This is a genomic window from Paenibacillus aurantius (assembly GCF_032268605.1).
In the GTDB taxonomy this organism is placed as follows: domain Bacteria; phylum Bacillota; class Bacilli; order Paenibacillales; family NBRC-103111; genus Paenibacillus_AO; species Paenibacillus_AO aurantius.
On the sequence record NZ_CP130318.1, the window covers coordinates 1335603 to 1348649 of the forward strand.

Consider the following 13047-nt stretch of genomic DNA (forward strand, 5'->3'; position numbering starts at 1 on the left):
GTTGACATGTTCACTATAAAGAACTACTATGGTAATTAGATACAGGAAATACACGGTTATCCCTTGTTCTTTTTAGTGTTTAGGCATTGCCTCTTTTTTTTGAATGACTGTTCTTTATAAAGAATTAATCGGGGTTGTAAAAGAATGCGGACCAGGTACGCCGATTTATAACCTTTCCTGCAGGAGGAATGCCCAATGTCCACCGGTACCGGGACCGAGGTCCGGATCCCGAAGCTTATTCATTACTGCTGGTTCGGAAGAGGGGAGAAGCCGGATATTGTTCGGGAATGCATGGAGAGCTGGAGAGCTCATCTTCCCGGCTACACCTTCATGGAGTGGAACGAATCCAATACCGATCTGGAGAGCAATACCTATGTCAAGGAAGCCTATGCAGCCGGGAAATACGCGTTTGTGAGCGATTACGCCCGCGTCTACGCCCTCTATCATTACGGGGGCATCTACCTGGATACCGATGTGGAGGTCTTTCGTCCCTTTGACGATTTGCTGCATCACGACTCCTTCTGGGGCTTCGAGCAGGAGAATTATATCGCCACCAGCACGATAGGGAGTGCCCCGGGCAACCGGCTGATTAAGGTGTTTCTGGATGCCTATGCCGCCAAGCCCTTTCTAAAGGAAGACGGAAGCTTCGACAGCGGCACGAATGTCGGATTGATCACCCGTATTCTAGGGGAATACGGCATCCAGGCGAACGGCGAATACCAGGAGATCGACGGTCTTGGCGCTTTTTACCCGCAGACGTATTTCTCCCCTTACGATTACATCAACTGCCGAACCTTCCGGACGGACCGGACGTATGCCATGCATCATTTCTACAAAAGCTGGCTGCCTCCTTCGACTCGGTGGAAGGGAAGGATCAAGAAGGCGGCCTCGAAGCTCATAGGCGGAGAGAACATCGCCCGCATTCGCAGACTGGTATCAAGAACGTAGGCGGCATCCGAGAGAACGGAAGCCGGGGAGGGAACCATGAAGAAAATCCTGATCGCCTCCTACGATATGGAGGTCGGCGGAGTCGAACGAAGCCTGGTGAGCATGCTCGATCATTTCGATTATGACCGCCACTCGGTGGATCTGATGCTGTATAAGCACCAAGGGGAGTTTATGGAGCTGCTGAACCGGAGGGCACGGCTGCTCGAGGAGGTTCCGCAGTACGCCTCCTTCCGTAAATCCATCGGCCAGCTTCTCAAGGAACGGCAGTTTGGCCTGGGGGTTTCGCGGGTGTTATCGAAGGTGAACGCCGACCTGATCGGCCGTCTCCGCAAATCGGCGGAGCCGGGGTATTTCCAGATGCAGCTCATGTGGAAATACGCCTTGCCAATGCTTCCTAAACTTGACGAAGAATATGACGCCGCCATCAGCTACCTATGGCCTCATTATTTCGTCGCCGACAAAATCCGGGCCAAGCGCAAATTTGCCTGGATTCATACGGATTACTCCACGGTGGAAACGAACCGGACGATGGACCTCAAAATGTGGGCCAAGTTCGACCGGATCGCAGCGGTGTCCGAAGCGTGCCGCGACTCCTTCCTGTCCAAGTATCCCGAACTGGCCGATAAGACGGACATCCTGGAGAACATCACATCCCCGGAATTCATCAAACGAATGGCCTCTCAAGGGGATGCCGGTCCGCTTCAGGCGGATGACCGGTTCAAGCTCATTACCGTAGCCAGGCTCTCTCATGCCAAGGGGATTGATCAGGCGGTCAAGGCCATGAAGCTGCTGAAGGAGAGAGGACTCCGAGATCTGGTCTGGTACATCGTTGGCTATGGGGGCGATGAAGCGATGATTAAAGAACTGATCGCGAGCTATGGGCTGGAGAAGGATTTCATTCTCCTCGGCAAACAGACGAATCCTTATCCCTACATACAGGCGGGGGATTTATACGTTCAGCCATCCCGGTACGAAGGCAAAGCGGTCACCGTAACGGAGGCGAAGATCCTCGGCAAACCGATTCTAATCACCAATTATCCTACCGCTCCCAGCCAGGTGGAGGAAGGGAAGGACGGCCTTATCTGCCAATCGTCTCCTGAAGGCCTGGCCGATGGCATTGAGAAGCTGTACAAGAGCCACGAGATCCGTAGCCGGCTTGCGGCCTATGTCCGGCAGACGAATTACAGCAACGGGTATGAGCTGGATAAGCTTTACAAGTGGATTTCGTGAAGTATCCCACAATGAGTAACGGAGTGATCGTTTCCATGGATGTGCGGGTCAGTGTGATTGTTCCCGTTTACAACGGAGAGGGCTACCTTCTTCCGTGCCTTCAATCCTTGGCCGCCCAAACGCTGAAGGAATGGGAGGTGATCGTCGTAAACGACGGCTCCTCGGATGGCAGCGGAGCGGTAGCGGAACGGTTTAGCGAATCGGATTCCCGGTTTAGGGTGATCCACCAGGAGAACCAAGGAGTCAGCGCCGCCCGCAATGCGGGGATCCGGCAAGCCAGAGGCGATTACCTGGGGTTTGTCGATGCGGACGATACGGTGGAACCGGATTTCCTGGAAACCCTGTACCGGGAGGCGTTGAAGGACCGTTGCGACATTGTCGTGTCGACCTTCGAGAGCGAACTGGAAGGCCGTAAGGTGGTGACAGACTACCCATTTCCTGCGGACCTGCTGATGGGGAAGAAGGAGATTCAGGAAGAGATCCTTCCTTATTTTATAAGAACCGACCAGCTCAACACGGCTTGCACGAAGCTGTACCGGAGAACGATGATCCAGGACAACGCGGTAGAATTTCCGCTAAAGATGGCGCTTGGGGAAGATGGGATTTTTAACATGAGGGCCTTTCAACAGGCCGAGCGAATCAAGTTTCTCCGATACACCGGGTATCAATACCGGGAAACAGAGGGGAGCGCAACCCGCAATCTGCGCGACAAGGATTACTTCCAACGGGCTTTGGAGGTCCATACGACGGATTACTCTAAGCTTCTACCGAATTATAAGGATGAGAATAAGATCCGGCGGCTCCGGTCGATCCGGTTGATCCATAGCGTTATGTCGTTCGTGTATGTCTATTTCAAGGCCGCCGATGAGTGGAGCCTGACGAAGAGATTCGGGTATGTCCGCCGGATGATCCGTCATCCGCTCGTCCAGGAAGCCCTCCCTGATTATTACGGAGAAGTGTACGGTACCTTGGGAAGATATGACCGGTTCCTAGCGGATATGATCCGCCGGAAGTCGACGGCCGGACTCTATGCCGCCACCTTCTACAGCCGGTTAAGAAATAAGAGATGACGGAGGAACCAGACGATGAAAATTATGATGTTTGCCCATGACGGGAGCCTGAACCGGGGATGCGAGGCGATTGTCCGGTCTTCGACCCATATCATTAAGGAGAAAATCCGCGGAGCGAAGGTTTATTTGGCCTCGGGCAAGCCGGAAACAGATAAGATCATCACCAAACTGGATGGAATCTATGACGGGGCCAGCCTGCCGATCAAGAAGTTTTCTTATGACTGGTTCCTCTCCTCGGTCAAGGTGAAGCTGTTCAAGGACGAATCCTATGCGCTTGGCCGCATTCACAACAACATCGTGAAACGCATTCCGGAGATGGACGTCTGCCTGTCCATTGGCGGTGACAACTATTGCTATGGAGAACAGCCGGGCTGGTATGAAATCAACCGCAGGGTAAAGGCCCAGGGCAAGAAGCTCGTCCTATGGGGGTGCTCCATCGGCGAGGAAGACATGTCTCCCCGCAAGCTGGAGGATCTGAAGCAGTTCGACCTTATTCTGGCACGTGAAACGCTGACCTACAACATGCTCCGAAGCAAGGGGCTGCGGAACGTCAAATTGTGCGCGGATGCGGCGTTCACGATGGAGAAGCAGGAGCTCGAGCTTCCCCTCGGCTGGCAGGAAGGCAACACGATAGGCTTTAATTTCTCCCCGCTTGTATGGAAGAAGAACAAGGATTCCCAGGCAGCCGTAGACAAGCTGCTCGGCCATATTCTGAAGACGACCGACATGACCATTGCCTTAACCCCCCACGTGATTGAAGCTGGCAATGACGATTCCGAAATGCTGCAGACTTACTACGAAAAGCTGAAGGATACTGGCCGCGTCCTCCTGCTTCCGAATAACCTGAACGCCATCCAATACAAAGGCTATATCGCCCGCATGAGATTCTTCATTGGAGCCCGTACCCATGCGACCATCGCGGCCTATTCCAACTGTGTTCCGACCATGGTGCTCGGATACAGCGTGAAGTCCAAGGGCATCGCCCGGGATCTCTTCGGGGAGGAGAAGCTGGTGCTTTCCCTTGAGGAAATCTCAAACAGCTCGAAGCTGATCGCCAAGTTTGATGAAATGGTCTCCGAGGAGAAAGAGATTCGCCAGCGTTTGAAGACGACAATTCCCGAGATTCAATCCATGTCCTACAAGGCGGTTGATTACTTGAATACCTTGGTCCATTAGGGGGCAGCGGAGTATGAAGAAGAATCTGCTGTTCGTCATGCCAAGCCTGAAGGCAGGCGGAGGCGAGAAGAGCCTGGTGAATTTGCTGCTTCAGCTGGATTATACCCGCTACAATGTCGACTTGTATCTCTTTCAACCGGACGGCCTGTTTCTGGAGGCTCTGCCGAAAGAGGTCAACCTTTTGCGGACATCCCGAAGTTATAAGGCATTTTCTCAAGGACTGGGCAAATCGGTCGTTCATTTTCTCGGTCGGGGGGAAGTGAAGCTGGCCTACTCTCGTCTGCTGTTTACGGTTAAGAACCGGGTGATCCGGAACCGCTCGGCATCGGAGCAGTATACGTGGAAGTACCAGAGCCGCTCCATTGAACCACTGTCTAAAGAGTATGATGCAGCCATAGGGTATCTCGAGAAATCCTCGATCTATTATGTCGTCGATAAGGTTAGAGCCCATAAGAAGATCGGCTGGATCCATACGAATTATTCCAATTCCGGCATGGATCCCCTATTCGACGGGCCGTATTTCAAAAAGCTGGATCATGTGGTGACGGTATCGGATGAATGTGCGGAATCGCTGAGAACCCACTTTCTTGAGGTACATAACAAAATAAAAATCATTCGGAACATCGTTTCCCCTCCGACCATTTGGAGGCTATCGGACAAAGAACCGTTGGATCAAGAGATTTTGGAGAAGGGCGGAATGAAGCTCGTAACGGTAGCCCGGCTAAGTCCGGAGAAGGGTATCGACCTGGCCGTTAAGGCATGTTCCCACTTGGTCTCCAAGGGCTATCCCGTTCAGTGGTATGTCCTGGGAGAGGGGGGCGAGAGAGGGAATTTGGAGAAGCTGATCCGGGAGCACGGGCTGGAAGACACCTTTCACCTGCTCGGCAACCGGGAGAATCCTTACCCCTTCATCAAGTCGGCCGACCTCTATGTGCAGCCTTCCCGTTATGAAGGCCGTTCCATTGCCATAGACGAAGCCAAGATCCTGCGAAAAGCGATTGTCGTCACCAATTACGAGACGGCAAAGGATCAAATCAAAGACGGGGTGAACGGATTGCTGGCCGACCGGAGTGAAGAAGGATTGGCAGCCACCATCGAAACGCTCCTCCGTGACCCGGAGTTGAGGAATCGGCTAATCACCGGACTTTCCCGGGAATCCCTAGGAACCGAGGAAGAGGTTCATAAACTTTACGAATTATGTTAGCGGGTGAAGCCATGAAACAGAAGCTGCTCTTTGTCATGAACAACTTAAACTGCGGAGGAGCGGAGAAGGCTCTGGTCTCTCTGTTCGAAACGCTGGATTATACCCGGTTCGAAGTGGATTTGCTGCTTTTTAAGCAGGAGGGCATGTTTATGGCTCAGCTTCCCCGCCAGGTCCGCCTTCTGCCGGAGCCGAAGGAATTCCGGTACTACGACATGCCGATCCAACAAGCGGTGCTGGGAAGCCTGAAGTCCGGCCGCCCGGATATCACCCTCTCCCGTTTACGGGCCGGTTATGTGTTCAAGAGCGAGAAAAACAGCGTCCGCTGCGAGCAGCGGGTCTGGAAGTACATAGCCAAGTCTCTTCCCCAGCTGGAGAAGACTTACGACATTGCCGTCGGGTATCTTGAGAAGAACCCCATTTACTTCTGCATCGACAAAGTGAAAGCCAAGAAGACGATAGGGTTTATTCATAACGATTACAACAAGCTGGGAATGGACCCGGATCTGGACCGGAAGTATTTTCATCGGCTGGATTACCTGGTGACTGTTTCCGAAGAGTGCGGCCACATCCTTCGCGAGCGGTTTCCCGAGTTCCGGCATAAGGTCGAGGTCATGCACAATATCATTTCCCCAGCCGCCATTCACAAGCTTTCGGGGACTTCGATTCAATGGCGGGGCCAAGAGGTCCACCTGCTGTCGGTTGGCAGGTTGAACCCCCAAAAAGGCTTCGAGCTTGCCATTGAGGCATGCCGTGAACTCGTGCAGGGCGGGTACCCCGTCCAATGGTCCGTCATTGGGGAAGGGGAAGACCGGGCCAAGCTGCAGAGAAAAATCGACAAATACGGACTGCAGAATCATTTTCATCTCCTGGGGCTTAAGGAAAATCCTTACCCGTACATTAAGGAAGCGGACATTTATGTACAGCCCTCCCGTTTCGAAGGAAAATCCATAGCAATCGATGAAGCCAAGATTTTGCAGAAGCCGATTGTGGTCACGAACTTCCCCACCGCCAAGGATCAGATTACCCATGGAGTCAACGGATGGGTAGCGGAGATGAACCCGAAAGCTCTTAGCCAAGCCATTCGGACGTTATTGGACGATGAAAGGCTCCGCAGACGGCTTCAGCAGAGTCTGGCGGACGAAACGCTCGGCACCGAGTCGGAAATCAACAAATTATATGCCATGTTTAACTAGCCCGAAAGGTAGGAATTCTTCATGCTGCAAGCCGTAACGATCATCAGTCTGGTGCTGCTTCTAGGGGTGGCCCTTCTCTTCTTGATTGATCTGGTGCCTATATTCAAGGATTGGGTGAGCCGGATTCACATCGGAAGGTATGCGGATCAAGAAGGCTGGAATGCGGCCATCACCGACCGCGGAGTCAAATGGCTGAACGCTACGCCCAAGATCAAAGTAACCGACAATACCCGGCTAATCGCCATTGACATGTGGAAGGGCAACTATACCAAAAGTGCCATCCAGCACTGGCAGGAGGCTGCCCTGCTGCTTGGCCTTGCGGAGCAGATGAAGAGGAAGGATGATCCTGCCACCCGGGCGGAGATCGGCAAGTACCTGGATGCCAAATTCGACGGCAACGGCCAATGGAGGGAGCTTCCGCAGCTGGTGGATGGAGCTATTCTTGCCTACGCCTTGATGAAGCTGGACGGAATGGTTCCCGGAGACTACCGGAAAGCCCTGGATGCCACCTGGGAGATGATAAGAGAGCATATCGGAGGGGATGGTACCGTTCAATACCGCAAGTTTATGAAGAACTACCGGTATGTCGATACGATCGGATTTATATGCCCTTTTCTGATTTCCTACGGCATCCGCTATGGTCACAAGGATTGCGTGGACCTGGCGGTACGGCAAATACTCGCTTACGAGGAGCACGGCATGCTGGAGGAACATTGTATTCCCTGCCATGCCTACCACACGGAGAGCAAGGTTCCGCTAGGCTTGTTCGGATGGGGCCGGGGGCTGGGCTGGTTCGCCATCGGGCTCATCGATGCCTGGGGGGAGCTGCCGGCCGATCATCTCTACAAGCCGCTGCTCGATGCGAGCGTGAAGCGCTTTGCCGAAGCGGCGATCGCTTTCCAGCAGGAGGACGGCCGGTGGAACTGGACGGTCACCCGGCCGGAATGCCGGCCCGACTCTTCGGCTACCGCCACCCTCGGCTGGTACATGCGGAAGGCATCGGCGATGGAGGAAATTTCGGAGCCGTGCCGGGCCAGCGCAGAGAAGGCGATCGCCTTCCTGATGAAGAACACACGAAGAGACGGTGCGGTGGATTTCTCGCAGGGGGATACGAAGGACATTGGCGTTTACTCCATGAACTTCAACATTCTTCCCTTTACTCAAGGGTTCTGCATCCGGTTGATGAATTCTGATACAAAGGTTGGATAAACTAGTAGATTCGGAGAATAATTATGAGAACTAGAAGCTCCATCATTAACATCTCTGCCGGGCTGGCCAACCAGCTGATTATCACCTTGCTGAGCTTTATTTCAAGGACTGTTTTTATTCATATTCTTGGAGTAGAATACCTCGGGGTGAACGGGCTGTTCACCAACATTCTCGCCATGCTTTCGCTTGCGGAGGCGGGGATCGGGTCCAGCATTATCTACAGCCTGTATAAACCGGTAGCTGAGAATGACCGGACTCGCATTCAATCTCTTATGAACCTCTACAGGAAGGCTTATCTAGTGATTGCGTCCGTCGTCTTTCTTTTGGGTGTCTCCGTAATGCCGTTCCTCTCCTTTTTCGTCAAGGATGCTCAAGTTGATCACATTCACCTCATTTTTTTGATTTTTCTACTTAACACGTGTCTGCCTTACCTGTTTCAGCATAAAAGCTCGTTCTTGAATGTCAATCAGAAAAGCTACATCATCACCATGGTATTCTCCGTCTCTTCCATTGTTTCGATGGGGCTTAAGATTGCGGTGCTTTCTTGGACCAAGAACTTTATTTACTACCTGGTGGTGGAATGCGCCGTCACCTTGATCAGCAGTGTGTTCCTATACTACGTAGTCGACCGGATGTATCCGTATTTGAAGGAGAAGGTCACCCGCAAGCTGGATCCGGAAACAAGGAACAGCATTATCCGGAACATCAAAGCGATCGTGCTCCAGAATGCGGGAGCTTACCTGATCTTCGGGACCGACAATATTATCATATCTTCCTTTGTCAGTGTGGCCGCGGTGGGCTTATACTCCAACTACAATATGCTGATTGAGATCTGCCGGACCTTTATCAATCAAATCTTCAATAATCTCTATCACAGTATAGGTAACCTGGTGGCCAAAGAAACAAAAGACAAGATTTACAGTGTATATAAGGTTTACTGGCTAATTAATTTCTGGTTATATTCCTTCTTCGCTATATTCCTCTATGTTATCCTGGAGCCATTTATCCGTCTATGGATCGGTTCAACCTACCTCATGAGCAACGTGGTTCTCATCGTTCTAATGGTCACGTTCTACGAGAGAGGAATGAGAAATTCCATTACGACCATGAAGACAACAGCTGGAATTTTTCATGAGGACCGCTATGTCCCTCTGGTGCAAGCCGTCATTAACCTGGGATTCTCCATTTGGCTTGTTCAGGAGATTGGCATAGCCGGAGTGTTCCTGGGAACGTTGATCAGCGCCATGGCCGTTCCATTCTGGACGACACCGTACTTCGTTTACCGTAAGGTTTTTAATCGTCAGCTGCGTTCGTATTTCGCGACATATTCTGTATATGTGGGCATTGGGGTGGCAACGTGCTTGCTTACCACCTGGATTTGCGGCTGGCTTTCCGCTTCGACGTGGCCTATGCTCCTGGTGCGTGCTTGCGCAGCTGCATTGATTCCAAATCTAGTTTATATTCTCCTGTTTCGGAAGAGGGAGGAGTTTCGTTATCTCTTGGGGATCATAACTCGCTTACTCTCCACCATGGCCAAAAGAATCAAGCCCCATCTGGCCAATGCCCGATAGATGGATTCAATACCCTAGCCAAGGGAGTGAAACTCAATGGACAGAGTCAGTGTTGTAGTTCCGGTCTATAATGCTGCCCGAACGCTTGAGAAATGCATCCGGTCCATTCTAAAACAATCCTTCCGTGGATTGGAGCTCATTCTGGTTGATGACGGGTCGACCGACAAAAGCTTGGCGATCTGTAAGAAATATCGTGCGAGGGATGAACGGATTGTAGTCATTAGTCAGCCAAATGCGGGAAGCATTGCCAGCAGAAGAAGAGGGGTGGAAGCGGCCCGCTCGGATTACGTAGTTTTCGTGGATGCGGATGACTGGATCGATCGGGACATGATTCGTATTTTGTACGAAGAGGCTGTGAAGAACGACTTGGATCTTGTTGTCTGCAATACCTACAAGGTCCTGGGATGGGCTAGGGAAAGAAACAATAGCTGGTACTTTAACGAAGATAAGCTCTATTACAAGGAAGAAATTCGTAAGAAGCTTGCCGCTGCCTATTTATGGGGACATCCATTCCCTGCAACACTCCATGGGAAAATATATAGGAAAAGGATTGTTGTGGAAAACGGAAGTTTTTTGAGCAAGATCAAATTTTTTGGAGATGACTTATATTACAACTTAGAAATCCTACTGCATGCGGAACGGCTTAAAGTAATCCATACTCCCCTTTACTATTATCGGGTGGGTGGACTAACTTGCCGTTACATGCCCCATTTCTTTGAGGATATGATAACAGGCTATGAAATCCAGAAAACGGTTGTAGAGAGATATTACCCCGATACCAAGGAAAAGGAATACGACGGGATTTGCATCATGCTGTTAAATTTACTAAGAAGTTCCCTATATAACTTGTTTGTGGGAAGGTTGGATAAGGTCCAGATTAAACAGCTTATTTTCCGTTACCTTACCCATGAGAACGTAAGAGAATGCTTGTACAACAAAGGATGCCTTAAGTATTTCCCCCGGGATTATCTAGAGGCGATTTACAAGCAGGATACGGAATATATGTACCGGTTGGGAAAGAGGTTGTACCTGCGAAGACTACCCCATAAACTCATGATAGAATTGTGTTCTTTTCTATGAAAATACTTACCCCTAGAGTATAGAAAAAGAGGAACCGCTCCATAATGGAAGGTTCCTCTTACTTATCACTTAAGGACGGTCCCTGTAATCCGATCGTTCCCTTTAAACTTCCCAATGGACCCGATCAAGGTGTTGTTCTCCAAAGTAAAAGCTGGAGCTCCGGTCCCTGCATAAATGGTCGAAATTCCCACAGCCTTACCTTTGGTCTGAATCGTATTTCCTTTAATCGTCAGCTGCCCGATTTTGTTGGGCTTCGTCCGGTCCCAATAGCCGTTTACTTGAACGGCAGCGAGGGTCTCGTACGGATAGTTGCCTGCATTGACCCGATTGTTTTCAATCAGAATCTTGCGGCCGGCTTGAAGGGAGAGCGCCATGCTGTTATCCCCGGTAACATTAATGGTGGATCCTTTCACACTGACGGAATCCGGCATGCCGTGATAGCTGTTGATCTCCAGGGGATTCTTGGCAGCCGTGAATGTACAACGGTTGAACTCATAAGATCCCGTATTGTTCACGGCAGCTCCGACCTGACCTAGCGCCGCGTCGAAAATACAGTCGTTATAAGTGCCTCGGGGAAGCTGTGTTCTGGTGAAGTCGGTAATGGACAATCGGTCAAAGACACTTCCGTCAGCCGCATTTCCCGAAAGGCTGTCAAATGCCGCCTGCCCCTTGATCGTCACGTTGGTCAACTTCAATGGGTTAATATTAATGGTTAACGGGGTATTTTTCTTCTTGGTGTTGGTAACGGCAATGTTCGTTACTTGAATACCGAACGGCACCGTACTGGTGAGATTAACAAGCGTATCTGTAAACTGCATTCCATCCAACACGAGGTCCTTTCCAAGGAAAGAGGCCATGCCGTCATTCATCCGGTTGTTTAGGAAGGCTGCATTGTTATACGTAACTATATTAGATCCGTCAAAATGATTATTAACGATGGTAGCATATTTGAAATGCTCTGTTGTGGCAAGTCCGATCGACCTAGAGCCCAGATGATTACCTTCCACAATGGCATTCCGTCCATCATAGAGAACAACGTCGTACGCCTGATTGTTATAGAAGTCATTACCTTTGATATGCACTCCGTCATTCAGAAGATAGCCGGCTTCCAGATCAATTCCGGATTGCGGGGCCGTTCCTTTCATGTCGTGAATGCGGTTATTCTCGATTTTCACATTTTGGGCGCCGCCTACGGTGATGCCTTGTCTGCGGTTATAGGCGAATTCGGAATTCCGGACCACCACATTGCGGGATACGCCCTGCATCCAGAACTCCAGGTAAACCTTCGGATCTACCTTGGCGATTGGGAAGACCACATTCATATAGGCCGCACCCGCGGGAATATCGTTCACTCCCCAGCCCATCGGCCGGTTAACGGCCTTCGTATCCAGGCTGCTGAGGAAAGTTCCGTCTGATTTATAGAAGTAAGCGATATAATTCACCGCTTCTTGTGCCAGATTCTGCTGGTGCATCAATTGAAAAGTTCTCTGAATCTGGAAATAGGGATGGGTGAGCGAAATTTTCTCCAATCGGGTCTTGCTGGAATCCGGAATGAGCTTGCCTTTGGCATCGACCGAACCTGACTTGAATTCGCCTGCATAATATTCATCTATCAGGCTTCCCATGGATCCGACCGACAGACCATCACCAGTAAAGTTAACGGCCTTGATGCCGTCAATGGTCACCTTCTCGGCACCGCTGGTAATGATTCCGTAGCCGCCTTCATGTGTACCTTTTATGGAATAGTTATGAGTATCCTTGTCTCCCCGGTATGTCCCGCCCTTAAGGGTAACGTTCTTAACCCCCGGGCCTATCTTGAAGAGAGTGTAGCTTGGATATCCGTTTGTCTCCTTCTGGAGAACGGCCTTATCGTCCATCAGGAAGGTCATGTTGGAGACCATGTTGATGCGCGCTTTGGGATCATCGAAGGTCTTTCCATCTTCCTTGCGGATCAGATAGGTCCCCGCAGGCACCTTAAATACGGTATAACCTTGCTCCGACGCCCACTTCAACGCCTTATTCAGGCCGTCGGTCGTCTCGGCCGGGTGGGTATTGTTGTTGTAGATTCCCCAGCGGGACAGCTCCAGCTCGTAAATCTTCTGGGGCAGAGCATCAGCCCCGACAGCGGTTACCGCTGCACTTGCGGTAAGGCTTGTACTCGGGGGTTCAGCGGAAGCATTAGCGGCAGGAAGCAAACCAAGGACCAAGAGCGACGACAGCATTGCCTTTGAAATTGTTTTCATATCTTACCTCCCGTTGCTTACTTTATCGGCAATTGGGTCGAATTTCAATATATTTTTTCCTTTTTTTGTCGATTTCTTGCTGGGATTGTCAATTTCTTCTCAAAAAATGAGGGTGATTGCAGA

The 13047-nt window shown here is 50.9% G+C and carries 10 protein-coding genes; 9 read left to right on the forward strand and 1 reads right to left on the reverse strand.

Annotation, left to right across the window (positions count from 1 at the left end; genetic code table 11):
* The first annotated feature begins 195 nt into the window (after window positions 1-195).
* From MJA45_RS06535 to MJA45_RS06575, 9 genes are read left to right on the forward strand one after another with little or no spacing between them, the layout of a single operon-like run.
* Entirely contained in the window at window positions 196-948 is a 753-nt protein-coding gene (locus MJA45_RS06535) for a glycosyltransferase family 32 protein (RefSeq protein WP_315606462.1), read from the forward strand.
* A gap of 36 nt (window positions 949-984) precedes the next feature.
* On the forward strand, window positions 985-2178 hold the full coding sequence (locus MJA45_RS06540) for a glycosyltransferase (RefSeq protein WP_315606463.1): 1194 nt from the start codon (window positions 985-987) through the stop codon (window positions 2176-2178).
* An 11-nt stretch (window positions 2179-2189) separates the two neighbouring features.
* Window positions 2190-3248: a glycosyltransferase family 2 protein gene (locus MJA45_RS06545; RefSeq protein WP_315606464.1), complete on the forward strand. Its 1059-nt coding sequence runs from the start codon at window positions 2190-2192 to the stop codon at window positions 3246-3248.
* Window positions 3249-3263: 15 nt separating this feature from the next.
* Entirely contained in the window at window positions 3264-4424 is a 1161-nt protein-coding gene (locus MJA45_RS06550) for a polysaccharide pyruvyl transferase family protein (protein WP_315606465.1), read from the forward strand.
* Window positions 4425-4437: 13 nt separating this feature from the next.
* A complete protein-coding gene (locus MJA45_RS06555) occupies window positions 4438-5628 on the forward strand; it encodes a glycosyltransferase (RefSeq protein WP_315606466.1) in 1191 nt (396 codons plus the stop codon).
* A gap of 11 nt (window positions 5629-5639) precedes the next feature.
* Complete coding sequence (locus MJA45_RS06560; RefSeq protein ID WP_315606467.1) at window positions 5640-6821, forward strand: glycosyltransferase; 1182 nt, start codon at window positions 5640-5642, stop codon at window positions 6819-6821.
* Window positions 6822-6842: 21 nt separating this feature from the next.
* Window positions 6843-8030, forward strand: a complete 1188-nt coding sequence (locus MJA45_RS06565) for a glycoside hydrolase family 88 protein (protein ID WP_315606468.1) — start codon at window positions 6843-6845, stop codon at window positions 8028-8030.
* A gap of 23 nt (window positions 8031-8053) precedes the next feature.
* Window positions 8054-9601, forward strand: coding sequence for a lipopolysaccharide biosynthesis protein (locus MJA45_RS06570; RefSeq protein ID WP_315606469.1), 1548 nt, complete (start codon window positions 8054-8056; stop codon window positions 9599-9601).
* A gap of 36 nt (window positions 9602-9637) precedes the next feature.
* The gene (locus tag MJA45_RS06575; RefSeq protein WP_315606470.1) at window positions 9638-10681 is read left to right on the forward strand and encodes a glycosyltransferase family 2 protein; all 1044 of its coding nucleotides are present in this window, start codon (window positions 9638-9640) and stop codon (window positions 10679-10681) included.
* Window positions 10682-10746: 65 nt separating this feature from the next.
* On the opposite strand, the gene MJA45_RS06580 is transcribed toward MJA45_RS06575, so the two are convergent.
* On the reverse strand, window positions 10747-12924 hold the full coding sequence (locus MJA45_RS06580; RefSeq protein ID WP_315606471.1) for a right-handed parallel beta-helix repeat-containing protein: 2178 nt from the start codon (window positions 12922-12924) through the stop codon (window positions 10747-10749).
* Window positions 12925-13047 lie beyond the last annotated feature (123 nt).

Coding starts and splice junctions, on each gene's coding strand:
- MJA45_RS06535 (WP_315606462.1), top strand. CDS start 196: ATGTCCACCGGTACCGGGACCGAGGTCCGGATCCCGAAGCTTATTCAT.
- MJA45_RS06540 (WP_315606463.1), top strand. CDS start 985: ATGAAGAAAATCCTGATCGCCTCCTACGATATGGAGGTCGGCGGAGTC.
- MJA45_RS06545 (WP_315606464.1), top strand. CDS start 2,190: ATGAGTAACGGAGTGATCGTTTCCATGGATGTGCGGGTCAGTGTGATT.
- MJA45_RS06550 (WP_315606465.1), top strand. CDS start 3,264: ATGAAAATTATGATGTTTGCCCATGACGGGAGCCTGAACCGGGGATGC.
- MJA45_RS06555 (WP_315606466.1), top strand. CDS start 4,438: ATGAAGAAGAATCTGCTGTTCGTCATGCCAAGCCTGAAGGCAGGCGGA.
- MJA45_RS06560 (WP_315606467.1), top strand. CDS start 5,640: ATGAAACAGAAGCTGCTCTTTGTCATGAACAACTTAAACTGCGGAGGA.
- MJA45_RS06565 (WP_315606468.1), top strand. CDS start 6,843: ATGCTGCAAGCCGTAACGATCATCAGTCTGGTGCTGCTTCTAGGGGTG.
- MJA45_RS06570 (WP_315606469.1), top strand. CDS start 8,054: ATGAGAACTAGAAGCTCCATCATTAACATCTCTGCCGGGCTGGCCAAC.
- MJA45_RS06575 (WP_315606470.1), top strand. CDS start 9,638: ATGGACAGAGTCAGTGTTGTAGTTCCGGTCTATAATGCTGCCCGAACG.
- MJA45_RS06580 (WP_315606471.1), bottom strand. CDS start 12,924: ATGAAAACAATTTCAAAGGCAATGCTGTCGTCGCTCTTGGTCCTTGGT.